This window comes from Desnuesiella massiliensis, from assembly GCF_001403615.1.
In the GTDB taxonomy this organism is placed as follows: Bacteria; Bacillota; Clostridia; order Clostridiales; family Clostridiaceae; genus Desnuesiella; species Desnuesiella massiliensis.
On record NZ_LN879457.1, the window covers coordinates 126,342 to 149,006 of the forward strand.

Sequence of the window (22,665 nt, forward strand, 5' to 3'; positions counted from 1 at the left end):
GAGTGAGAATTTATGTTAATACCACACTTGCATCTTAATGGACACTGTAGAGAGGCCTTATCTTTCTATGAAAAGGCATTTTCTACAAAAATCGATTTAATTCAATATATTTCTGATACAGAACCAGAAAAGGGGGTTACTCATGCAGAAATACATATTCATGGGCAGCGAGTTATGCTTAATGATCGCGGCGGAAATAAAGACTTCTTAGTAGAATCAGCCATGCAAATGATTGTTGTTTTTGATAGTGTAAAGGAATTAAAAGATACTTATCAACTTATGAAATAGGATAGTGTGACGATTGATCCAATGCAAGAGACATTTTACAGCCCTTGCGTAGTCGGCTTTCTTGATAAATTTGGAGTTAGATGGGGTTTTATGGTATAGGTTTATTTATCCATCATAAGCTTTATTTTTGCCTGTTACTATTGCATGTTTCCTATTTAATGTAAGAATTTCAGCATATAACCAAGAGAAAGTTTTAATATATACTTTCATGATATAAAAATAAAGGTGGAGTTTTTATGAAAAATGTAAAATTGACAAATGTATGTCCAATTTTAGTTTCAGAAGATATAGTAAAGACGGTAAGCTTCTATGTTGAAAAACTTGGATTTAAGTATGCAGAACATTATGATAAAATTGATAACTTTGCAACTCTATACAGGGATTCTATTGAACTGGTAGTTGTGCAAGCAAAGTTTGGAAAAGTAGAGTCAAATGCAAAGAGATATGGTGCTGGATATGATATTTACATAGACCCAGATACTATTGAGGGTGTAGATGAGCTTTATCAGGAGTTTTTATCAAAAGGAGTTAGGGTGATAGAGGAGCCAAGAAAAACAGATTATGGTTCTTATGAATTTGTTGTTGAAGATATTGATGGAAGATTAATAGGAATAGGGCTTATTTTTAATAACAAAGTCTACTTTGAAAATTCAAATTTTATAGAAAATAAAAGGGTATAAAGTATGTCATCTTCTTAAATTGCCTAATTTAACTGGGAGTACATTATACTTTGAGTCGAAATTGCTTAGGAGTGATTAATTTGAGTTTAAATAGCTATAGAGACGAAGCGGGAGACTTTCTAAAAAAGATAGGTGCAGATAATTTAGGAATAGAGGAAAAAGTAAAATGGCTTAAAGAAGAGTTTAATATATTAAAAGCATCAATAAATGAGCCGAGTAAATTAAATCACCAAGTATATGATATGTTATTCTTACTTTTTGAGATAGCATCTGAATCTAATATGGATATTGATGAAGAATGGATCAATGGTCGGATACGTAAACAGAAAAAATATATTGAGAATCTTTAAATGATTTACAAAACACATTAGCAGTATATTCTGCTATGCAGAAGAATACATAAAATGCAATGAAAGAATAAAAGCATTTCTCTATAATATGTTCAGGGGGTGAAAAAATGGATTGGCAAAAGGGTATGAATAGTGCAATTGACTATATTGAGAGTAATTTAATGGGAACTGTTGATTTTAATGCTGCAGCGAGATTTGTTGGTTGCTCAACATGGGAATTTCAGCGTATATTTTCATTCTTAACACATGTGTCGCTAGGAGAGTATATTCGCAAAAGGAAGCTTACGCTTGCAGCGCAGGATATTCAAAGGAATGACTTAAAAATAATTGACATTGCGTTAAAATATGGTTATGAATCTCCAGCTGCTTTTTCCCGCGCTTTTAATAAGTTCTATGGAATAACACCTTCATCAGCACGTAATAGTGGTATTGACCTTAATGCTTATCCGAGAATTACCTTTGAATTTATTGAGAAAGAGAGGCTTGTAAAAATGAGCAAGTTTAGTGAAAGAGGTTATGTTGTAAGGGAGAATGGCCCCGTCTATTTTACAAAAGATATGGACAAAACTGTAAAGTGGTTTGAGGATGTCCTTGGCTGGTATGGGGATGTTGTTGCAAGGGATAGTGATGGCAATGGGGAATATGGTTGTGTTTTCGACTATCCCAGCGAAGTGGCAGTAGCTCATTTAACACCATTTAGAGGGTTTCATTTATTCACGGGAGAGCCAGTGAAAGGGGTAGGCGGATTCCTAATGATTGAAGGGCTTGATGCATTGCATAAGCTAGTAAAAGACAATGGCTGGAATCAAATTTCAGACATTGTATCACGACCATGGGGAGCTAGAGAGTGTAGCATCACAACTATTGATGGCTGTATATTGCGCTTTTTTGAGTCAATTCGTTAAGTTTCATTAATAATTAAAAGGTAAGGTTGAATTGCTTCACTGTCTTTCTAATTGACGTTACAACTGAAAAACAAATAATTTACTAAGGCACTGTATAATCCAAATCTGAATTATACGGTGTTCTTTAATTTATATGTTTTGTAACTATAGAATATATGGAAAATATGGTATAATTTTTATATTAGTTAAGTTGCTATAGTATTTATGGCGAATAAAAAATTTAATTAGTAAATGATAGAGGTGTTAAACTATGGCTTTTAATTATACATTAGGTATTCAATAATTGGATAAAGAAAAAGTAAATATGAATCATAGAGAAGCCGTAAGAGCAGTTATTTTGAAAGATAACAACATTCTTATGGTACACAATAATAAAGGTGATTATAAATTTTCAGGTGGTGGAGCAAATAAAGAAGAAAACCATGAACAGACATTAAAGCGAGAGGTTGAAGAAGAAACAGGATACATAATAAATAATGTAAAGGATATGCTGGGAGTTTTTACTGAAAGAAAGTTAGATGATTTTGAGGAAAATTCTATTTTTGAGATGCTCTCTTATTATTATATATGTGAACTATCTAATAATAAAACCATTCAAAAATTAGATGATTATGAGAATGAATTAGATTTTAAACCTGTGTGGATTGCCATAGATGAAGCAATTCGTTTAAATGAAGAAGTCATTAAAAAGGATAATGCAAATAAAAATAGCTGGATATATAGGGAGACCAAGGTTTTAAAGGCAATAAAAGAAGATTGTATTAATTTAATATAGCCCTTGTCATGATTCGTTACCATTATTATGGGAGGGGAATTGATGATAATATATTATGCTGGTTACTGGAGTAGATTAAAAAGGATATAAAATATAGTAATGATATAAATTAAAGGAGTAATAGTATGAAGGACAAGCTTTGTATTATACTAAGGAGAAGTTTATGGATTGGTACACTAATAACAATATTAAGTCCTTTTTTACCCATATATACAGTAAGAGAATTAGATCAATTTTTAAATTTAAAATTTGGATTTCCCTTTAGATTTGTGATACAACAATCTTCATTGACACCTTTTAAAGAAAATTTACCTATGAAGTTACATATTCAATCACCATATGAAAATCCAACAAAAATTATCTTTGAAAACTTTTTTCTTTCATTAATAACAACGATAGGGTTGGTATTTTTTGTTTATGTTTGCATAAGTTTACTTCAATATGAGTTTAAAAATAGTTAATACACACTATTCTTAAATTGAGTCATAATAATTTGTGATGAATTAATATCAGTTACATAAAATGGTTCATGTGTGTTTTGCCATATTTGAAAACAATATTAATAGAATAATTGGATGGTGTGGTCTGGATGGAAGAAATAATGAAAATATAATCCATATTTTTTACTTAATTGATAAAGATTTTAGAAGGTTAGGGTATGCAACAGAATGTGCAAAAAAGGTATTGGAGTATGGTTTTCTGAAGGTGGAAGTAGACAGAGTTGATGGAGGATGTGCTAAAGAGAATATTGGATCTCAAAAAATACTTGAAAAAATAGGGATGAAAAAATTGAAAATAATAAGGAAGACTCGCTTCACTATTATATAACTTCTAGAGACTACACAGATATATATTGTAGATAATTAATTCGCAATCTTCTTAAGTTGTGTGGCAGTCGTAATTTATTATTCATTAAGGGGGAGAGTTAATGAAACATATCTTGAATTTATCTCCATCAGAAGAGGATATATTGAAAATTCGTAGAAAACTACAGGATTATAATTCTCATTTTTTTGAAATAAAAGATGAGCCTAATTTTACTATTTCAGAAATAGACGAATATAATGAGTTAATAGGCGGAATTGTATGTACTATTGCTGGACAATGGTTAGAAATTGATTTTCTATGGGTTAAAGATGATCAACGTAGAAAAGGTCTAGGTAAGAAATTATTATTTGAAGCAGAAAAAATAGGCATAAAAAATAAGTGTACAAAAGCATTTTTAACTACTATGAATTTTCAAGCTAAGCCTTTTTATTTAAAGCATGGCTACGAAATAGTATATATACAAAAATGCTATCCATTAATAAATGAAAAGTATTTCATGGAAAAGACATTAAATGAAATATGAACTATGTAAAGTAAAACTGACGTTATCTGATTTCATAATGTCCTTAGATTATAAAATAGTAATTAATATTTTTCTTATTAAGCGGCATAAATTCATTTTAAGCCGCTTTTAAATTTTATGTCGCCATAATTAATTCAATGAGGTGTGAAGTGGAAATTAAATTATTTGAGAAAAAATACAGGGACGATATGATATTTATGATTTTGGAAGCAAAAAATGCATTAGGTAGAATACCACACTTAAACGAAGACTTGCTTGACATTGATGCTAATTATATTTCAACTGGGAATATGTTTTGGATAGCAATTTATAATAATGATAGGGTGATAGGTTGTATAGGAACTAAAATTGTTTTAAAAAATGATATGTGGTTAAAAAGGCTCTATGTTAAATCTACAATGAAAAGGCAAGGAATAGGTAAGGAACTTTATAAAAAGGCGGAGGAATTCGCTATATGGAAATGCATTGATACCATATATAAGAAATTTTCATCTGATTATGTTGAAGCACAAAAATTTTATCCATTAATTGCGTTTGTAGAAATCGTACCTTATGAAATGGTAAAGAGTTTAAAATGAACTTTTTCCATATTGAAGGAAAAGGAGTAGAGAGTATACAAATTGACCCTGTAAAAGTACCTATTATACTTATTTACAAAACTTAACATATGTGATATATTTATAACATAAAGTGATAATTATATCACATATGTAGGAGGGATAGTGATGATGAAAAATAAATTGGGATATTTAGGTTTCTTGGGGGTTATCGGCTTTTTAGGGCTATGGATGCGTAGTTTTTTCTTTAGTATATTTTTAATATTTTTCTTTTTCTTTACCTATGCAAAAGTAATTCCAGATGAATTATTTAAGGAAAATGTTAAAAAATCAGCACTGAATGCTTTCATAGTAAACATGATAATTAATGCTGTTATTGTGATAGTATGTTCTAGCATCACTAACTTTTATCAATTATCTACGATAAACAGTAGCATGGTGCTTTATGGCTTCGCTGCCTTTGTTTTAAACTTTGTAATTAGTATGTTAATATTTGTTTTGACCCTAATGATTTATGGTCATAAAGAAAAGGGTGTATTGGAATAGATATGGAATTAAAAACAAAAATCAAAGAATATCGTGCAAAATTTAATATAAAACAAGAAGAATTGGCAGGCTTTGTAGGAGTAAGGCGTGAAACTATTGGAAAATTAGAGAATGGTAAATATAATCCATCTTTAAAGTTAGCAATGGATATAGCAAAGGTATTTCATACAACAGTTGAGGAGTTATTTGAATTTCACGATTAACTACAAGTTATGAGCATTATTCCTAAAAGGGTATGCCTTATCTCAACTCATCTACTAGACACTGCGAAAACTAAATAATTCCTTTAAACACTGTATTATTCAGAAATGGATTTTACGGTGTTTTAAAATTTACAGGTTTTCTGTCTACCTACAAAAATATAGTGTAATTTTTATATTAATTAAGTGGCTATAGTAATTTTATGTGAGGTAAGGATTAGTTATATAATTTGTATAAAAAACGGTTTAATATAAGAGTTGCAACTGATAGTTGCCAAACTGAAAGTGCTATTTGGTAGTATGCAACCGTAAAAAATGTTAAACTTACTCCATAAAATAAGGAGGTGTTTCAATGACATTAGGTGAAAAAATTCAATCATGTAGGAAATCAAAGGGTTTATCGCAAGAGGAAATGGCTTCTGCTCTTGGGATATCCAGACAAGCCTTATCAAAATGGGAGCGCAATACTTCAATGCCTGATATTGATAAAATTGTTGAGCTAAGCAATTATTTTAGTGTTACCACGGACTATCTTTTAAAAGACGAATATATAGATGAAAATGTGGCCTTGAGTACGGAAAGAAAAAAGCAAAGTGAAAATACCCCTATTGCTATTTCTACTGCAATAATTGCAATAGGTCTTATTATATCATTAGCAATGGCTAATGATGGAACGCTATTTTTCTATTGGAAACTAAGTTCGGCTGCATTAGGTATAGGTGTCCAAATTATTGGAATATGCATTTTTGAGGTTTTGTATTTTAGTAAGCATTTTGAAATAAAAAATCAGTATTTATTTTGGAGTATCAATACTTGGCTATTATCTGTTATGCCCATAATTCTTTTATCAGGTGTATTGTCGAAGTTACTAAATAGATTTGAAGTTTTTCATTATTCCTTTAATATTATTCTATTTTATTTTGCTTTTAATGCAGCACTAACATTTATTTTTTCAATTCTTTCAAAGCGATGGGGTAATGTAAAATGAGCAAAATCCTCACTTGATTAATAAGCTTTCTTCTTATTAAGTGGCGTAAGTTTAATTTTACGTCGCTTTTCAAAATTATCCTTCTATGACTAAATGTTAGATATTTCATTTCGTATTAATACAAATTTTGATATAATATTCCTTGCTAGGAAGGCAGTTCTGTAAAAATTATGAGCTAAAGAATGAATTTTAACACACGAACAATGATCTTTGAAAATTTGACACTACGGTATTAAAAAATTGAAATTGTATCTATAAATCTAGTAAAATTTACCGGAGGTAATATTATGTTCAAGCAAAATAAAATAATTGACGATTGGAATAATTGTTCTGATGAGTGGTTTAGCAATACTAAATTTGATGAACTATTTTCAGCTCTTGACAAGGATCCTTATAAGGATTTTCCTCAGACTATGGCAGCGATGATAAAAGAATATTATCCGGACTTAAAAGGGAAGAATGTTTGTGTTCCGTCATGTGGTGACAATACTGCGGTATTTAGTTTTTGTGCTTTGGGAGCGAAAGTGACAGCTACAGATATTTCATACAAGCAAATTGAAAATGCACGGAAAATCGCAGAAAAAATGAGCTTTAACGTAAATTATCATGTCTGTGACAGTATGAAGCTTAATGAACTCTCAGATAATATATATGATTTGGTTTATACTTCCAATGGCGTTCATGTATGGATTAATGATTTGAATGCGATGTATAGCAATATTGACCGTATTTTAAAAAAGGATGGAAAATATATGCTTTTTGATACTCATCCCTTTGGCAGGCCTTTTGACAGCAAGAAAGTAGACAAGGGGATTTTTGAGATTTTCAAACCCTATGAAGAGGTGGGATCATTCGGAGAGGTTCCAAATTTCCATTGGCGAATACAAGATTATGTCAATGCTTTGATTAAGTCAGGCTTTGTTATTAGCAGAATGGAAGAATTTCATAGTGTTATTGATGATATTCCAGCATGTAACTATTTGTCTGAAGAAAGTGATATTAATCATGATAACTTCAATTGGCATAGCAATCGATATGCTGCTTTGCCGCAGTGTCTTGGGTTATGCAGTCATAAAGTTTGAAAATAAGCATCTAGCGTACTAGTAATAAATGTGAAGTAAGGAGGCTTATATGAGTAAAGCATTAAAATATGTATTGAAAAGTATATTGTTTTTTACAATTATGTTAATTATATTTTATTTATTAGACACTTTTTATAAGGATATATATATCATTACCAATTCAATTGCTAGTACTATGGGATATGTAATTGTGCTATTAACAGAAGAGCATAAAAAAGCAAAGAATAATAAAACTTAACTATGTTTTGAGTCATATTCTTCTTATAGGAGAATTTAAGCAAGTTATAGGAAGTAGTGATTTGGTGCTATTGTAAGAGATTTTTTAAAGTGAGGTTTATACAATGAGAGATATATTACAAACTAAAGTATATATATTAGGATCAGTAGCAAGTGGAAAAACTACAATGGCAAAAAGTCTATCAAACGCCTTGAGTATTCCGTGGTACGAATTGGATAATATATTTTACAAAAAGCTTCCAGGTGGCGACAAAAGAAGAGATTCGGAAGAAAGAGATTTAGAGTTTAATAAAATAATCAACTCTGAAACTTGGATTATTGAAGGTGTGTTTCGTGAATGTTTTAATGAAGGCTTAGATAAAGCAGATACTATTATTTTACTTGATGTTCCACCATTAAAGAGAAAATATCGTATTACAAAGCGTTGGATCTTTCAAAACTTAAAGTTAGAGAAATGTAACTATGCACCAACTATAAAAATGCTTTTTCGTATGTATAAATGGAGTAAAGGCTTTGAAAAATCAAGAGATAACATTTTAGAAATTCTTAAACCCTATAATTATAAGGTCGTAATACTAAAGGATAATGATGAACAATATTTTTATTAAGCGGCGTAAATTCAACATTACGTCGCTTTTTGATAGCTATTCTTTAATGAACAAGTATTACACCATTTATTTCATATTAGTGAAATATTTAGTATAATATTCCTTAAGGGGATAAGGCAACTCTGTAGAAAATGTGCAGGAATACAATCTGAAATGAGGGATAAAGTTATGGGAGATGAAATATTTAATGTATTTCCAGAGATAAAGACAGAAAGATTAAATCTGAGAGAGATAAAACAGGAAGATGCAGAAAGTATATATAAAATTTTAAGTAATCCTGAAGTTATAAAATATGATACATTTGATTTATTTACAAATATAAAGCAAGCAGAAGATATAATTAAATGGTTTAATGATGAATTCAAACAAAAACGAGCCATATTCTGGGGGATTTCTTTGAAAAATGAATCTGAAATTATTGGCTTTTGTAAGTGTGAAATTGAAATTCCAAAAGTAAGAGCAGATTTAGGATATGATTTAAGACATGAATATTGGAATATGGGAATTATGACCGAAACATTGAGTGCAGTAATTGAGTTTACATTTCAAACTCTTGATATTAATAGAATTGAAGCTACAGTGTCTACGGAAAATAATTCATCAATTAGAGTACTTGAAAAGTCAGGTTTTGTTAAAGAGGGTGTTTTAAGAGAACGTTGTTATATGGGAGATAGTTGCCATGATATGATGATGCTTTCTATATTAAAGAAAGAGTACTGCATTAATGCAAAATAGATTGTTCTCTCAAAAAAACTGTTTTCATATGTTTGAAAATAATCTTTAGATAATTTAGTACGTAGTTTTTTTATATCATGTATCAATCAAAATTTTAAAAATATTTAAATGATAATATTTTATAGAAATAGAGTGATTTATGTTAAGGGGAGATAGGTAAATGAACATAGAACTTAAAAGAGTAAATGTTGAGAATAAAGAAATCCTTAAAAATTTACTCGAGAAATACGATTATGAGTTTTCACAATGGGATAATAAAGATGTAAATAAACTTGGTTTATATGGATATAATTATCTCGATTATTATTGGACAGAAGAAAAAAGATGGGCTTTTTTCATTGTTGTGGATGGGAACTTGGCGGGATTTGCAATGATAAATGATTATCCTGAAGCAAATGAAAAAACGGATTATTCTTTGGCAGAATTCTTTGTAATGTATAAATATCGCCACCTTGGTGTAGGAAAATCTGTTGCCATGAAAGTGTTTGATATGTTTCATGGAAAATGGCAACTAAAAAGACATCCTAAGAACATAACCTCTGTAGAGTTCTGGAATAAGGTTATTTCAGAATATACAGGAGGGCATTATAGACTTGTTGAATCATACCCCAATGCATCATATGATGATGGAACTTTAGGAGATATATTTTTCTTTGAAAATTAGCAATCCTGCAGAACATCCAGTATCCCTTGGAGGAGTTGCTTCGGGAAAAATACCTTTTGTTACTGTCATCATTAATGATGAAGAGATGCTACAAAAGGCAAAAGAGGTGGAAATAACTTTTGAAGATGGAGCTATCATAAAAGAAAGGATTTCTGGTAAAGGAACAATAGTTTTATATGAAAATAAGCTTAATAATGAGCCAATGTCATATAGAAAATTAATTATATATGGTAAAGATATGACAAAACTATATGAAAAATAGTTGCAAAATAAATATTAGGAGGAAGAAAAAAGATGCATTCATTTAATATAACAATGCCTGATTATAATGAAAATAGTAGAGTTTTTGTTGAACTGCCCTTTAATGTGTGGGAGTTATTCAATAAAAAGGGAGCCATAAGAGTTAAAGGAACTATAAATGGAATACCATACGAATGTGCGCTTATACCTAGAGGAAAGGGTATTTACTTACTTCCATTAGCTAAAAAAATAATTCAAAAATCAAAAGCAGCTATTGGGGATGCTTTGAATGTAACTATGGAGCCGGCTCATAACAATGAAAATCAGCATAAAGAACAAAAGGCTGATGAGGTAAAGGAATACAGAAGGATTGAATCAATAGATTATATACGACAGCCTAATAGTAAAGCTTGTGGACAGGCCTGCGTTGCTATGCTTGCCGGTGTATCTGTGGAGGGAGTAGCAAAAGCTATGCATACTAATGGGTCAACCAGCATTGGGCAGATAATTGAAGCCCTAGACCATTATGGTATAAAACATTCTGATAGCAATAAGAGAATTTCTAAGAAAAATCCTGATTTCTCAGAGGTGTGTATTTTAACAGTTCATATGCCGCAGTATAGTCATTGGGTTTTATATTTCAAAGGAAAGTTTTATGATCCAGAGTTTGGCGTACTTCAACAATGTCATCCAGATGGAAAAATAACTTCATATTTAGAGATATATTCGGAGTAAAAAGTCTAATGGAGCATGTGGTTAGGCAAGAATATATATGAAATCCACCATAAAAATAGGGGGAGAAAGCATGATAGACATAGGACTGAAATGGGATGATTTAGAAAGATTTATAAGAGAACAAATATTTACTTTAGGTCCCATTCCCTTTTAAGGAGGTTAATATGAAATGAAGGTATTAGTATTAGGTGGCACTCGCTTTTTTGGAGTACATTTGGTTAATTCTTTATTAAACAAAGGACACAATGTAACAATTGCCACAAGAGGAAAGGCAAAGGATGTGTTTGGGGATAAGGTGGAAAGAATCCTCATTGAGAGAACTGATCCTAATAGTTTAGCGGAAGCTCTTAAAAACCAATATTTTGATGTGGTATGTGATAATCTTGCATATTGCTCTAATGATATAAAATTTTTATTGGACTCATTAAAATGTGGAAGGTACGTAATGACTTCTTCTGCCTCTGTTTATATGAACCAGCATCTAGACACTGCAGAAAGCGAGTTTGATCCACTTTTACATCCTCTTAAATGGTGCTCTAGGCAAGACTACCCCTATGATGAAATAAAACGCCAAGCAGAATGCGCATTGTTTGGAGCATACTGTCAATTTCCAGCAGTAGCTGTTCGCTTCCCTTATGTTATTGGAGAAGATGATTATACTCAAAGACTATATTTTTATGTAGAACAAATTATTAAAGGTAATCCTATAAACATAGATAATCTAAAGGAACAAATAGGATTCATAAATTCTAGAGAAGCAGGGGATTTTCTAGCCTGGATAGCAGAACAAAAATTTATTGGAGCTATTAATGGTAGCAATATTGGTACAATTTCTTTACAGGAAATAATTAATTATGTGGAAGAAAAAACTGGAAAGAAAGCAATATATTCAGCAGAAGGCTTAGATGGGGCATATAATGGACAAAAATCCTTTAACCTTGATGCAGCACGTGCAAATAGCTTAGGATACAATTTCACCGAATTAAAATCATGGATATATGAATTGCTAGATAAGTACATTAATAAAGCCATCATGTCGCTTTAAGGGGCTGAAAAGGAGCTAGCAGTGGGAAAGGTTATTGTTTTTAGAGGCAAAGCAGGAGTAGGAAAAACTACTATTTCAAATGAGATAAGTAGAATATTAAATATACCAGTGATTAGAAAAGACGATATTTATGATTCAATTGCTAATTATGTGGACAGTCATGAACTTAGAAACAAAGCTTGTTACAATACCCTTTATAAGCTTCTTGAAACTAATATATCAAATGGCGTGGACGTAATAGTTGATGCTGGATTTCATTATTTAGACCAAGTATTGCAATTCAAGTCTTGGGCTTTAAGTAAAAATGCCATATTTGTTCCTTTTCTGTGTATATGCTGCAATGAAGAGCTATGGGCTGAAAGGTTTAATATGAGGAGCCTTAATCCTACCCCAATAACTTAATAACGAATTTTAGGGATTTGAAATTGCATTATAAAGATTTAAGAACTGAAGCTTTAAAAAATGAAAAGATATTAGATAGCATAGAAAGTATGGATAACCTTGTGGAAGATGCACTTTCAGAGATAAAAAGGTATTAAAAATAACTTTTGATTGCCTTAAATTAAATTAGGACAATAAGTAGAGCAGGCATATTGATAAGAGTAGAGCTTTTATCAAATAGATTGGAAACCTATGAATAAGAGGGGGTGGATATATGGGAATTATACTTGGCATAATAGGACTATTTGTTATTTATGCAGTAATACAAACTGCAATAGATAATTCCATAAATACAAAGCTGTTGAAAGAAAATCATAAAGTATTAGTAGAGATAAGGGACCTTTTGAAAATGCAGAATAAAGATGTATAAAATCTAAAAATATCCACCAATTAAGGAGGAATTATCGATAATGAAGAAGAGAAAATTGTTAATTGCAGTATTTATATTGAGTATTCTTTCGCTATTAATTTCTATTAAATTATTTTGGAACACTGCTATTTTTGTAGATGAATATAACTTGAGCCCTGCTATTGTTAATGGCGGTGATTTTTGGCTTTCAATGGATTGGGTAAGATTGTTTTTGTTACTTATATTATGCATTTTGTCTGGTATAGGCATTTTTAGAAGCGATAAGGAATAAGTATAATTTTTATATATTTAGTTAAGATGCTTTCGTAAAATATTATGATGTAAAGAGTAACAACAAGTAGTGAAGGAGGAATAGCATGGAAGAGTTGCTTCTATTAAAAATTAAAAAACATATGATTGATGATTGTGTGAATTTATTCATTGAAACATTCACTAAAGAACCATGGAATGACGTTTACAAATCACGAGAACAAGTGGTTAGTTTTTTCAATAACCATTTTAACAATAATTACTTTGTAGGATATGTAGCTACGTTAGATGATAAAGTTGTAGCCTTAAGTATTGGAATGAAAAAACCATGGATAGAAGGTTTTGAATATTATATTGATGAATTTTGCATTAGTTACGAAATGCAGGGGAGAGGCATTGGGAGCTGGTTTATAAAAGCGATAGAAGAAGATATTAGAGAGCAAGGAATGAATGGAATGATATTAAACACAGAAAAAGATTTTCCATCTAAGAAATTCTATGAAAAAAACGGATTTAAAATACTTGGTGATTTAATAGTTCTTGCTAAATAGAGTATAAATAGTGATATAAGAAAATGTTGTTTGGGAATCTTCTTATTTAGCGACGTAGAATTAAATTTGCGTCGCTTTTGTAGGATTCTATGAAATAAGGGGGTGTAATATTATGGATTTTCCAACACATATTGTTACTGTAGGTGGGATAATAGAAAATAATGAAGGTAAAATACTCATGGTGAAACATCCAGTAAGAGGATGGGAAGTTCCTGGGGGACAAGTTGAAGTAGGAGAAACTATTACTGATGCATTTAAGAGGGAGATAAAAGAGGAAACGGGAATAGATATAGAAGTTGGCAATTTAACAGTAGTTAGTTCCAATATAGGAATTGGAATTCAATATGATGGAGTAAGTCCCATTCCTACCATTGTAACTTTTGGATTTACTGGTAAAGCGATTTCTGGTGAATTAACAACTAGTGAAGAAAGCCTTGAAGTTGCTTGGGTTAATAGAAATGAAGTATTAGATTTAATCGATGAAGATTTTACAAGAGATAGGACGAGCTACATGCTGAATTATGATGGTAGAGTTACATACTTTGTATTTTCTCGAAACCCATATGCTATTCATGGAGTGCAGTATCTTCAATGATTAATTAAGATTTTTTCTTATTTGGTTATCAATTATAAATGCTTAATAACATTAAAATAAGACTGAATAAAATTTTTCGTATAATTAGAGGGTGAGTCTATGATTGAAATTAGAGAATTAACGGAAATGGATATGGAGCAAGCAATACAATTAAAGATTTTATGTTGGACTGAAGAATTAGCTAGTAAGGCTGAAAATAATCTTTCACCTTCCAAAGAATTAGAGTTCTGGGTAGATTGGATGAATACAGCCAAAGAAAATAATGATATTCGTATGTTGATTGGAGCCTTTGAAAAGGAGAAGATGTTAGGCGTTGCTTTTAGTAGCTTTGCTGAAGCCTCTGACATACCAGAAAAAGGCATAGAGTTGAACGGACTTTGGGTATATCCCGATCAGCGAAACAGAGGAATTTCTCTTATGATGATTGACTATATATTAGATTTTTATCTAGGTGAGGGTATGAAAAAGATTGTTGTTTATAACCACCACTATTCACCATCAAATGGGTTTTATCGAAAATTTGGTGCAAAGGTTGCAAGACAGGAATATCAGATGGAAGGCAGACTTTTGGTAGATGTATTTCTAATGGACATGCTATCAATGAAAAAGAATATGGAGAAGGTGCTAAAGAAATATGTATAGGATAGGGCAAAAAATAAGACCATATGGAATTTATAAAGCTCTTATAACTCAGGGACATTTCCTATATCATATTTTCTTTGGTGCAGACGGAGTATTATTTGGCACCAATTTATCACTAAGATAAAGAGTTAGAAATATATTAAAAGCTAGAGAATTCAAAGAATACACTATAAAAAAGTCAATAATAGCTGGAAATGAATTTGCAGAAGAATTTCTTAAAACTGATCAATGGTTAGATAACTGGGAAAAGGAAGAATTACATTGGAATAATTATACGAGGTGTAAAAAATGAAAAATAGAGTATACTTCGAAAAATTTCTTTCTGAGGATGACTTTGAATATTTTTCAAGTTTAGTTTTAAATGAAAAAGTAATGGTGATGAATTATGGCAGAGTTTTTCTATTAGAGGAAGCAAAATATATCTACGAATGGCTGCTGAAAAAAAGTAAAAAGCATGAAAATTTTGGAGGTTATAAGGTTTTTCAAAGGGATAGTAATACCTTTATAGGCTATAGCGCACTCTTACCAAAGGATGATTTAACTGAAGTGAAGATTGAATATATGTTGCTCCCTGAGTATTGGTGAAAGGGTTATGGAACCGAAATTGCAATGGAATTATTAAAGAAGGCTGAAGAAGCAAAGAGTATACAGAAAGTTATAGCAAACATAGACCCTAATAATATAGGCTCGAAAAAAATATTATTAAATAGTGGTTTTGTTTCATGCAAATTATATAAAAATCCTGATGATGGTTCTCCTGTAGAGATGTTTAGTAGAACCATAATACACTCTATATAATGAATTTTTTCAAGTGAATCATAGGTTTATAGGCACTTATGTCGTTATATTCTATAAGCGATGTTAGCTAAAAATTACGTCGCTTTTGAAATACAGTGCGACATATGAAGGATGCAAAACAGCTCAATAAATAGTAATTTGTATAAGAACTTATCTACCGTAGTTTCATTATTTGTTGAAATATCTACCCGTCTTAATTAAGCATAAGATGAGTAGATATTTTATATTGGAACTCTTATTTATCTAGTATAATAGTATCAATATTTTGAAAATCTAATGTTACTACAGCAGTATGAAATTCAATTTCAAAAAGTACTAAGTATTGTCCCAACTGTTCCACGTTATACTTATATTCAGGAATTTTTCTTATAAACTCATCAGCAACATCAAAAAGGGTGCGGGAGCTTTTTTTAACAACTCCATTTGCCTTAACATGTTCATTACCATGATGTGGAATTGTAGTAAAAGCAATATTAGGATTAGTTTCAAACTCTTTTACCTTATTATTATCCCCAAAAGTAGTAAAGAACAAAATGTTTGTATTGCTGTCAAAATAAAAATTTACTATCCTGACATTTGGACAGTTATCTAGACTTGTTGCTAACGCAACTTCATTCTGTGTATCCATTATTCGTATAAAATCATTTTTAGTTATCATGACTATTTCTCCTTTTTTTTATAATCATAGTATACTTTAAAAAGATGTCAAATACTGATACTATTTATTTAAAATTATATTTTATTAGTAAAGGAATTGGTTATGAATCAATCAGTATGCCAATATACTCTCAATCAGGTAGAGATGGATATTATTTCATTTTTCAAAATCGATTGCTTTCACCCATAGTATTTACTGTCGATGAAGTATTTGCCATATATCTTATTTTTACGACTTAATTAAATAAACTCTAAAGGCAAAATTGAGACCAGGAATAGGTCTTTTATTTTTGCCTTTTTTAATCTACATGAAAGGAAGTGCAACATGGCAGATGAAAAGGAAACATTGCAAGAAGTTAAAGAAAAGCTAGTAAGAATCGAGGTTTTGCTAGAAAGTCTTAAGGATGTCAATGAATTAAAATTAGTAACAGTAGAAGAAAAAATAAAGGTAGTTAACAACAGGGTAAAGGACTTAGAGGACAATAGTAAATGGCTATGGAGAGCTGTAGTTGGAGCCATTATAAGCGCAATTACGGCTCTTTTATTTAAAAGATAATTAAGGAGTGGTATGTTATAAGCAGAGTATTAACTAAAATAACTAGTGCTAGGTGGCTTATAGCTGTAATTATGACTATTGTATTTGCTATCTTAGCAATTACAAATACATTAAACACAGAGTTTATAACGATTTATACAATGGTTATAGCTTTTTATTTCTCCAAGGATAGAAAGGAGGGTCAGCAATGAAAATTGGAATAGATATGGGGCACGCTGTTTCGGCCTCTGACTACGGAGCCGTAGGGATTTAAAAGAATCTGTTTGTACTAGAGAAATAGGAAAGCATCTAAAAGACTTCTTATGCTCTCTAGGTCATATCGTAGTAGATTGTACTATAGATTATGCTAATAGCATTAATGAAAGCCTTACTAGACGTGTTAATATCGCTAATAGCTATAATCTGGATTTATTTATATCTATACACTTAAATTCTGGCGGAGGACATGGAGCAGAAACCTATATTATAGCCAAGAGAGGACAAGCGGAAAAATTCGCTACTAAGGTACAAAATAAGCTTATAGAATTAGGCTATAAAGATAGATAAATAAAGACAGCTAATTTCTATGTTCTTAAGAATACTGCAGCGCCAGCTATATTAGCTGAATGTAGCTTTATAGATAGTGAGGAAGATTGTAATAGATATAATGCTTATGATATAGCAAAGGCTATAGCTGAGGAAATAACAGGGCAATAGGTAGAAAAAAAGGAGAAAAGATATTGGGTAGTGACTACGTATATACCAACTAAAAATTATAGCTTAAAAATGAAAGAATTTACTAATAAATATTTTAAAGATATTGAATTTTATCCTAACTCAGAGACCAAGGGGTTATGGCTTGAAACTCAATATCTGCCATATAATAAGTGCTTAGAGTTAAAAGACAAGCTAGGAAGCTTATTTTGGGATATTAAAGAAGATTAATTAAAATCAGCTCTTAGGGTAAAACCTAGGAGCTGATTTTTTTATTTGCTTAAAGTTAAGTATAAAATATAGGTTTAAAGTTTATTTAAAATTCTTCTTTGAAAAATCACGGAGGCGTTCAATTGTTTTTGAAAATAAAAAGCATGGTAGTACTAAAAAAGGTATTAAAAATACCAAGACAGGCCTAAGTATAATTTTGTTATACACATATGCGTATATCGTAATAGTTAAAGAAAGACTTAACCAAGCAAAAACCCAATAATACTTTTTTATTAATCCATTTTCTAACTGTTTTAAAGACTATTTACTTTATTTAATTGATATATATATTATTATATTAAATTTGTAGGAAATAATACAATTATAATTATTTTTAGGATGATTTTTACTATGAGTGTTGAATATATTTTATAGGAACAATAAGTAGAATATGCCGTATTAATATAAACATAAATATCTTAAAATAGAATTGATGTATGGAGGGAATTGTTTTATGAAAAGAACAATAATTGGTTCAGTTCTTATGATTACAGGAGTAATAATCAGCTTAAGTTTAATTATTACTGCTACCCTTTACATACCCAAGATTACACAATGGCGTGGTTCAAAACTTTGGTTTGCAATTTTCGGCGCTAAAGATTTAGGTGATACAGTACAAAGTCTATCTGTAGGGATACCATTTATAATAGGGTTAGCGCTTTTCTTAATAGGATTAAGCATTTTAGCAATAGAGTATTTTAGTGTAAAGAAATAAAAAATAAGTCGTCTTTTTCTTAAAGGTAGCTTAGGGATAAATCCTTAGGCTACCTTCTTCTTTATTTTTTGGAAGGATTTTCATCATGAGTGTTGAATAGATTTTATAGAATCAATAGTGTAATAATGAGAAGCAGAAAATTTATATTTTCTTAAGGGGGTTATAATATGCAATGCAAGATGTGTGAACAACAAAAGAATATTACAAATGATCCATATTTTATTATGGAACTTGAAACTGGATATGTTATCTTAGGATGGTATCAGAGGTTCAAGGGATATACTGTTTTTAACTGCAAAAAACATGGCCCAGAATTACATAATTTAGAACATGATTTTAAAATTAAACACCTTGAAGAAATGTCGATAGTTGCAGAAGCTGTTTCTAATGTGTTTAAGCCAGATAAAATGAATTATGAGCTGCTTGGAAATGGATGCCCTCATATTCATTGGCATTTATACCCGAGGGTGAAGGGAGATACTCCTATCGTAAGCTCGGTTTATCAACTGCCGAATAGCGTATTGTTTGATGAATCCACAAGACCAAGCGATGAAGTAAGAAAAGATCATATAAATAAAATTAAGAATGAAATTGAAAGATTACTCGCATTATAAGCATAATCTACAATTGAGTAATTTCACATCCTTTTTATATTCTGAACGAATTATATTTATGGGGAGATTGTATGAATAAACTTATAAAGGCTATTTTAACTTTCATTATTTCGCTTTTTGTTACCTATCTAATAGTTGGCTACATAGCAAATAATGTTTTTGCTCACATACGTTGGGATGAAAGTGCAACATCATTGGATAAATTTAGAGAATATTATATAAGGACTTTTTCTGTTAATATTATACCTACTTTGATATTAGCAATAATTCCTACAGCGCTTATAATGCGTAGTAATGGAAAGAGTGCTTAATAGTTCTACAGAAAATCTAGCAAATAAAGGGAGTGTCGCAAAAGTGAATTATTACGAATTAGAAGACCTTTATATTTGAGGAGGCTACAATGAGAACAGAACAAGAAATGTTTAATTTAATATTGAACGTAGCAAAAAATGATAAAAGAATTCGTGCAGTTTATATGAATGGCTCAAGAACAAATCCGAATGCTACAAAAGATATTTTTCAGGATTATGATATTGTATACGTTGTTGAAGAAACAAAATCATTTCGTGAACAAAAAGATTGGATTAACCAATTTGGTGAACGATTATATATGCAATATCCTGAAGAGAATTCTTATTATAAACATGATGTTAATAATTGTTATGGATGGCTTATTCAATTTACTGACGGAAATCGTCTTGACTTAAACGTATGCACATTATCATATGTGCTAAAAGAAATTGAAGATGACAGACTTTGCAGAGTATTACTTGATAAAGAAAAATGTTTACCCAACATGCCTGAAGCAACAGATAAGGATTATAGGGTGAAGAAGCCAACAGAACATAATTTTTTTGATACATGTAATGATTTTTGGTGGTGTCTCAATAATGTAGCAAAGGGATTATGGCGTGAAGAAATACCATATGTAATGGATATGATAAATTATGTTGTCCGCCCACAGTTAATTCGTTTAATGGAGTGGAAAATAGGATTTGACACAGGTTTTGCTGTTAGTGTTGGAAAATCAGGGAAATATATGTATAGGTGGTTAGAAAGCCATATGTGGAATACATTCTTGAAGACATACCCTTCTGGACAAGTAAAATGTATTTGGGAATCAGTTTTTATTATGTGTGATTTATTTAATGATATAGCCAAAGATATAGCATGTAAAATGAATATTAAATATAACGAAATTGAAGCAAATAATAGTTTAAAGTTTTTAAAAGATGTGCATTTATTACCAAAAGATGCGAAAAAAATATATTAAGAATATTGAAAGTAATTAGTTCGCAATATTCATGTTAAGCGGCGTAAGTTTAATTTTATGCCGCTTTTGATAACTATTCTTTAACCGACAAGCATTACGCCATTTATTTCATGCTAGTGAAATATTTGGTATAATGTTCCTTGAGGGGGTAAGGCAACTCTGTAAAATAAGATTAATGAATATTAATTTATACTTGGAGGAAATTGAAGTGATTGATTGTACAGAACAAGATATACAAGAATTTTTGAATATTTTATATAAATGTTGGTCAATTAATTCAAGTTCAAAGTGGACTTTAGATAATCCGGCAAATGGGCAATGTGGAGTGACTTCATTGGTTGTTAATGATTTTTTTGGCGGTGATATATTAAAAACAAAAGCACCAGAAGGTTGGCATTATTATAATAGAATAGGTAATAAATCTTTTGATTTTACACAATCGCAATTTTTACAGAAACCAATTTATTTAGATATATCATCAAATAGGGAAGAAGCATTTTCTGATACAAATATAGAGCAATATAATTATTTAAAGAATAGAATTAATCAATATATAAAGGAACATTGCAAATAAGATTAAAATGTTCCGTAAGCTGAGAATTACACCGACTTTAAAAATTATTACTAATTGAAAGAATGGAGATAGAATTCATATGAAAAGTCTTTTAACAACCAAAGCTTTAGGTGTTATTGGTGCAATTTTATGGGCGGCAGCAATTATTTTAAGAGAGACAACACTAAATAGTATTGGAATATTGAATTTCATATTAGGTATCACCCCCAATATTGGAGCAGCATGGCTTTTTGCTTTTTTAATAGAAAATACTTATTCTTCACTATTAAAAAGAAGATTTACAATTAAAGCTGCCGCTGCAACATCTATAGCTATTTGGATTTTAAGTTTAGCTTCAGAGATAATTCACGATTTATTTTTAGATAGCCCCTTTGATATAAATGATATAATAGCAACAAGCTTTACTTTAATAATTTTCTTCATAAATTTTTATTTAAGAAATAAAGGTTTGAGTAGTGAAGCATAAAACAATAAATAGTACTATTTTTATTAAGCGGCGTAAATTCTAATTTTATAGCTGTTTTGTTAAGTAGTTTGAAAAGCTATTTATGATTAGTTAGAAATATTCAAAGGCTCGTTATTGAGAAATTTCTCATTTGCGGGAATTGTATGGGTGTATAAAATATAACTAGTAGCATAATTAAAACAAATAAAATTATAGTGTTTAACCTAGAGAATAAATTGCTAGGAGGGGAAATATGGATAAGTTAAAAGAAATATTAAGTGGACAATCTAAGGATTTAAAGGTTTTAGATGTTGGTACTGGTTTAGGCTTTTTTATTGAAGTGTTGCAAGAAAGCTTACCTGGATATAGTAGTATAATTGGAATAGATACAAAGAAAGAGGCGTTAAACAAGGCTATAGAAAAATATAAAGATGAAAGAATTAAATTTATGTGTATGGATGGGGAGAATATAGAATTTGAAAGTAATAGTATAGATGTAATTTCTATTTCCAATACTCTTCATCATTTGCCTAATAAAGAAAAAGTGTTAAGTGAAATGAAAAGGGTATTGAAGCCAAAGGGCCTTATCATAATCAATGAAATGATTTCTAATAATCAATCTGAGAAGCAACTTTCTCATGTGGAAGTTCACCATCTCCAAGGAGAGATAGATACTTTACTTGGAATATGTCATAATAAAACCTTTACTGAAGAGGAATTAGTTAAAATAGTAGAAGATTTAAATCTAGAAAAAGTGGACATGTTTCAGTATAATACCCATGAAGAACAAGAAAAAAATAAAAATTTAGAACAAGAAAAAGAAATTTTAGACCAATGTTTTCAAGCATTGGAATCAAAGATAAAAGAACTAAGTAATTTACAACAACATAAAAAATATTTAGAAATTTTAGAAAAGTTAAGAAATAAACTATACCGCATAGGATTTTTTACTGCAACAGAATTGATGATTGTATGTAGAAAAATTTAAGATTTATATTGAGATAGGAGCTTATTCATCTAGAAGAAATGCAATTGAACCTTATTCTTATATTGTTGAACGTAGTCATAATCAACCAGGTAAAAGTTCATGGAGGTAAAAATTACTGTTATTTTTAACGAAAAGCCTTAAAAATAGGATCAAGAGGAGACAGATTTTTAAGAAGAGATTTAGAAAATATTTTTTAGATTTCGTTGCCATGTACCAAAGAGGAGTTTATGCTCAAAATGGAAGAAAAT

Annotated in this window: 36 protein-coding genes and 2 pseudogenes; 37 read left to right on the top strand and 1 reads right to left on the bottom strand. The window is 30.3% G+C overall.

Annotated elements, in window-relative coordinates; genetic code table 11:
• Positions 1 to 12 precede the first annotated feature (12 nt).
• From BN2665_RS18350 to BN2665_RS27820, 27 genes and pseudogenes are all read left to right on the top strand, one after another.
• Positions 13 to 288 carry a VOC family protein gene (locus BN2665_RS18350; protein ID WP_055668578.1) on the top strand — a complete coding sequence of 92 codons (276 nt, stop codon included), beginning with the start codon at positions 13 to 15 and terminating at the stop codon, positions 286 to 288.
• 236 nt (positions 289 to 524) lie between these two features.
• On the top strand, positions 525 to 968 hold the full coding sequence (locus tag BN2665_RS18355; protein ID WP_055668579.1) for a VOC family protein: 444 nt from the start codon (positions 525 to 527) through the stop codon (positions 966 to 968).
• A gap of 80 nt (positions 969 to 1,048) precedes the next feature.
• Entirely contained in the window at positions 1,049 to 1,318 is a 270-nt protein-coding gene (locus tag BN2665_RS18360; RefSeq protein WP_055668580.1) for a hypothetical protein, read from the top strand.
• Positions 1,319 to 1,425: 107 nt separating this feature from the next.
• Entirely contained in the window at positions 1,426 to 2,223 is a 798-nt protein-coding gene (locus BN2665_RS18365; RefSeq protein ID WP_055668581.1) for a helix-turn-helix domain-containing protein, read from the top strand.
• A 283-nt stretch (positions 2,224 to 2,506) separates the two neighbouring features.
• Entirely contained in the window at positions 2,507 to 2,998 is a 492-nt protein-coding gene (locus BN2665_RS18370; protein ID WP_242865984.1) for an NUDIX domain-containing protein, read from the top strand.
• A gap of 125 nt (positions 2,999 to 3,123) precedes the next feature.
• The gene (locus BN2665_RS18375; RefSeq protein WP_055668582.1) at positions 3,124 to 3,459 is read left to right on the top strand and encodes a hypothetical protein; all 336 of its coding nucleotides are present in this window, start codon (positions 3,124 to 3,126) and stop codon (positions 3,457 to 3,459) included.
• A gap of 70 nt (positions 3,460 to 3,529) precedes the next feature.
• Positions 3,530 to 3,826, top strand: a complete 297-nt coding sequence (locus BN2665_RS18380; protein ID WP_195892724.1) for a GNAT family N-acetyltransferase — start codon at positions 3,530 to 3,532, stop codon at positions 3,824 to 3,826.
• A gap of 100 nt (positions 3,827 to 3,926) precedes the next feature.
• On the top strand, positions 3,927 to 4,349 hold the full coding sequence (locus BN2665_RS18385; RefSeq protein WP_055668584.1) for a GNAT family N-acetyltransferase: 423 nt from the start codon (positions 3,927 to 3,929) through the stop codon (positions 4,347 to 4,349).
• A 149-nt stretch (positions 4,350 to 4,498) separates the two neighbouring features.
• Positions 4,499 to 4,927: a GNAT family N-acetyltransferase gene (locus tag BN2665_RS18390; protein ID WP_055668585.1), complete on the top strand. Its 429-nt coding sequence runs from the start codon at positions 4,499 to 4,501 to the stop codon at positions 4,925 to 4,927.
• A gap of 147 nt (positions 4,928 to 5,074) precedes the next feature.
• Positions 5,075 to 5,452: a DUF3796 domain-containing protein gene (locus BN2665_RS18395; protein ID WP_055668586.1), complete on the top strand. Its 378-nt coding sequence runs from the start codon at positions 5,075 to 5,077 to the stop codon at positions 5,450 to 5,452.
• Positions 5,453 to 5,454: 2 nt separating this feature from the next.
• Positions 5,455 to 5,655 (top strand): helix-turn-helix transcriptional regulator, encoded by a 201-nt coding sequence (locus tag BN2665_RS18400; protein ID WP_055668587.1) that lies wholly within the window; start codon positions 5,455 to 5,457, stop codon positions 5,653 to 5,655.
• Positions 5,656 to 6,004: 349 nt separating this feature from the next.
• Positions 6,005 to 6,640, top strand: a complete 636-nt coding sequence (locus BN2665_RS18405) for a helix-turn-helix domain-containing protein (RefSeq protein ID WP_055668588.1) — start codon at positions 6,005 to 6,007, stop codon at positions 6,638 to 6,640.
• A 287-nt stretch (positions 6,641 to 6,927) separates the two neighbouring features.
• Positions 6,928 to 7,722 (top strand): class I SAM-dependent methyltransferase, encoded by a 795-nt coding sequence (locus BN2665_RS18410; protein WP_055668589.1) that lies wholly within the window; start codon positions 6,928 to 6,930, stop codon positions 7,720 to 7,722.
• Positions 7,723 to 7,771: 49 nt separating this feature from the next.
• Positions 7,772 to 7,960 (top strand): hypothetical protein, encoded by a 189-nt coding sequence (locus BN2665_RS18415; RefSeq protein ID WP_055668590.1) that lies wholly within the window; start codon positions 7,772 to 7,774, stop codon positions 7,958 to 7,960.
• A 103-nt stretch (positions 7,961 to 8,063) separates the two neighbouring features.
• Entirely contained in the window at positions 8,064 to 8,567 is a 504-nt protein-coding gene (locus BN2665_RS18420) for a P-loop NTPase family protein (protein ID WP_055668591.1), read from the top strand.
• A 168-nt stretch (positions 8,568 to 8,735) separates the two neighbouring features.
• Positions 8,736 to 9,302 carry a GNAT family N-acetyltransferase gene (locus tag BN2665_RS18425; RefSeq protein WP_055668592.1) on the top strand — a complete coding sequence of 189 codons (567 nt, stop codon included), beginning with the start codon at positions 8,736 to 8,738 and terminating at the stop codon, positions 9,300 to 9,302.
• 160 nt (positions 9,303 to 9,462) lie between these two features.
• On the top strand, positions 9,463 to 9,966 hold the full coding sequence (locus BN2665_RS18430; protein ID WP_055668593.1) for a GNAT family N-acetyltransferase: 504 nt from the start codon (positions 9,463 to 9,465) through the stop codon (positions 9,964 to 9,966).
• Positions 9,956 to 10,228 (top strand): hypothetical protein, encoded by a 273-nt coding sequence (locus tag BN2665_RS18435; RefSeq protein ID WP_055668594.1) that lies wholly within the window; start codon positions 9,956 to 9,958, stop codon positions 10,226 to 10,228. The genes BN2665_RS18430 and BN2665_RS18435 overlap by 11 nt, the downstream gene beginning before the upstream one ends.
• Positions 10,229 to 10,260: 32 nt before the next feature.
• Positions 10,261 to 10,941, top strand: coding sequence for a DUF1905 domain-containing protein (locus tag BN2665_RS26380; RefSeq protein WP_074042362.1), 681 nt, complete (start codon positions 10,261 to 10,263; stop codon positions 10,939 to 10,941).
• Between the two features lie 169 nt (positions 10,942 to 11,110).
• A complete protein-coding gene (locus BN2665_RS18445; RefSeq protein WP_055668595.1) occupies positions 11,111 to 11,986 on the top strand; it encodes an NAD-dependent epimerase/dehydratase family protein in 876 nt (291 codons plus the stop codon).
• A 21-nt stretch (positions 11,987 to 12,007) separates the two neighbouring features.
• Positions 12,008 to 12,388, top strand: a complete 381-nt coding sequence (locus tag BN2665_RS18450; protein WP_055668596.1) for a P-loop nucleotide/nucleoside kinase family protein — start codon at positions 12,008 to 12,010, stop codon at positions 12,386 to 12,388.
• A 253-nt stretch (positions 12,389 to 12,641) separates the two neighbouring features.
• The gene (locus tag BN2665_RS27400; protein WP_195892725.1) at positions 12,642 to 12,797 is read left to right on the top strand and encodes a hypothetical protein; all 156 of its coding nucleotides are present in this window, start codon (positions 12,642 to 12,644) and stop codon (positions 12,795 to 12,797) included.
• A 40-nt stretch (positions 12,798 to 12,837) separates the two neighbouring features.
• Positions 12,838 to 13,068, top strand: coding sequence for a hypothetical protein (locus tag BN2665_RS18455; protein ID WP_055668597.1), 231 nt, complete (start codon positions 12,838 to 12,840; stop codon positions 13,066 to 13,068).
• Between the two features lie 85 nt (positions 13,069 to 13,153).
• Positions 13,154 to 13,597 (top strand): GNAT family N-acetyltransferase, encoded by a 444-nt coding sequence (locus tag BN2665_RS18460; protein WP_055668598.1) that lies wholly within the window; start codon positions 13,154 to 13,156, stop codon positions 13,595 to 13,597.
• A gap of 112 nt (positions 13,598 to 13,709) precedes the next feature.
• Positions 13,710 to 14,192 carry an NUDIX hydrolase gene (locus BN2665_RS18465; RefSeq protein WP_055668599.1) on the top strand — a complete coding sequence of 161 codons (483 nt, stop codon included), beginning with the start codon at positions 13,710 to 13,712 and terminating at the stop codon, positions 14,190 to 14,192.
• Between the two features lie 99 nt (positions 14,193 to 14,291).
• Positions 14,292 to 14,834 carry a GNAT family N-acetyltransferase gene (locus BN2665_RS18470; protein ID WP_055668600.1) on the top strand — a complete coding sequence of 181 codons (543 nt, stop codon included), beginning with the start codon at positions 14,292 to 14,294 and terminating at the stop codon, positions 14,832 to 14,834.
• A gap of 288 nt (positions 14,835 to 15,122) precedes the next feature.
• Positions 15,123 to 15,632, top strand: a pseudogene (locus BN2665_RS27820) (GNAT family N-acetyltransferase).
• Positions 15,633 to 15,867: 235 nt separating this feature from the next.
• Here the strand turns inward: BN2665_RS27820 and BN2665_RS18485 are convergent.
• On the bottom strand, positions 15,868 to 16,290 hold the full coding sequence (locus BN2665_RS18485) for a pyridoxamine 5'-phosphate oxidase family protein (RefSeq protein WP_055668603.1): 423 nt from the start codon (positions 16,288 to 16,290) through the stop codon (positions 15,868 to 15,870).
• 324 nt (positions 16,291 to 16,614) lie between these two features.
• Between BN2665_RS18485 and BN2665_RS18490 the strand changes: the two genes are divergently transcribed.
• The 10 genes and pseudogenes from BN2665_RS18490 to BN2665_RS18530 all read left to right on the top strand — a co-directional run bounded on the left by BN2665_RS18490 (position 16,615) and on the right by BN2665_RS18530 (position 22,417).
• Positions 16,615 to 16,845: a hemolysin XhlA family protein gene (locus tag BN2665_RS18490; protein ID WP_055668604.1), complete on the top strand. Its 231-nt coding sequence runs from the start codon at positions 16,615 to 16,617 to the stop codon at positions 16,843 to 16,845.
• Positions 16,846 to 17,100: 255 nt separating this feature from the next.
• Positions 17,101 to 17,541, top strand: a pseudogene (locus BN2665_RS27910) (N-acetylmuramoyl-L-alanine amidase); the annotation flags it as partial.
• 30 nt (positions 17,542 to 17,571) lie between these two features.
• A complete protein-coding gene (locus BN2665_RS18495; RefSeq protein WP_055668605.1) occupies positions 17,572 to 17,769 on the top strand; it encodes a hypothetical protein in 198 nt (65 codons plus the stop codon).
• A 493-nt stretch (positions 17,770 to 18,262) separates the two neighbouring features.
• Complete coding sequence (locus BN2665_RS18500) at positions 18,263 to 18,523, top strand: hypothetical protein (RefSeq protein WP_055668606.1); 261 nt, start codon at positions 18,263 to 18,265, stop codon at positions 18,521 to 18,523.
• A 167-nt stretch (positions 18,524 to 18,690) separates the two neighbouring features.
• Positions 18,691 to 19,137: an HIT family protein gene (locus BN2665_RS18505; protein ID WP_055668607.1), complete on the top strand. Its 447-nt coding sequence runs from the start codon at positions 18,691 to 18,693 to the stop codon at positions 19,135 to 19,137.
• Between the two features lie 71 nt (positions 19,138 to 19,208).
• The gene (locus tag BN2665_RS18510; protein ID WP_055668608.1) at positions 19,209 to 19,448 is read left to right on the top strand and encodes a hypothetical protein; all 240 of its coding nucleotides are present in this window, start codon (positions 19,209 to 19,211) and stop codon (positions 19,446 to 19,448) included.
• Positions 19,449 to 19,537: 89 nt separating this feature from the next.
• On the top strand, positions 19,538 to 20,410 hold the full coding sequence (locus tag BN2665_RS18515; protein ID WP_055668609.1) for an aminoglycoside 6-adenylyltransferase: 873 nt from the start codon (positions 19,538 to 19,540) through the stop codon (positions 20,408 to 20,410).
• A gap of 208 nt (positions 20,411 to 20,618) precedes the next feature.
• Complete coding sequence (locus tag BN2665_RS18520; RefSeq protein WP_207643700.1) at positions 20,619 to 20,984, top strand: YunG family protein; 366 nt, start codon at positions 20,619 to 20,621, stop codon at positions 20,982 to 20,984.
• A gap of 79 nt (positions 20,985 to 21,063) precedes the next feature.
• Positions 21,064 to 21,450 carry a hypothetical protein gene (locus BN2665_RS18525; RefSeq protein ID WP_055668611.1) on the top strand — a complete coding sequence of 129 codons (387 nt, stop codon included), beginning with the start codon at positions 21,064 to 21,066 and terminating at the stop codon, positions 21,448 to 21,450.
• A gap of 232 nt (positions 21,451 to 21,682) precedes the next feature.
• Positions 21,683 to 22,417 (top strand): class I SAM-dependent methyltransferase, encoded by a 735-nt coding sequence (locus tag BN2665_RS18530; RefSeq protein WP_055668612.1) that lies wholly within the window; start codon positions 21,683 to 21,685, stop codon positions 22,415 to 22,417.
• Positions 22,418 to 22,665 lie beyond the last annotated feature (248 nt).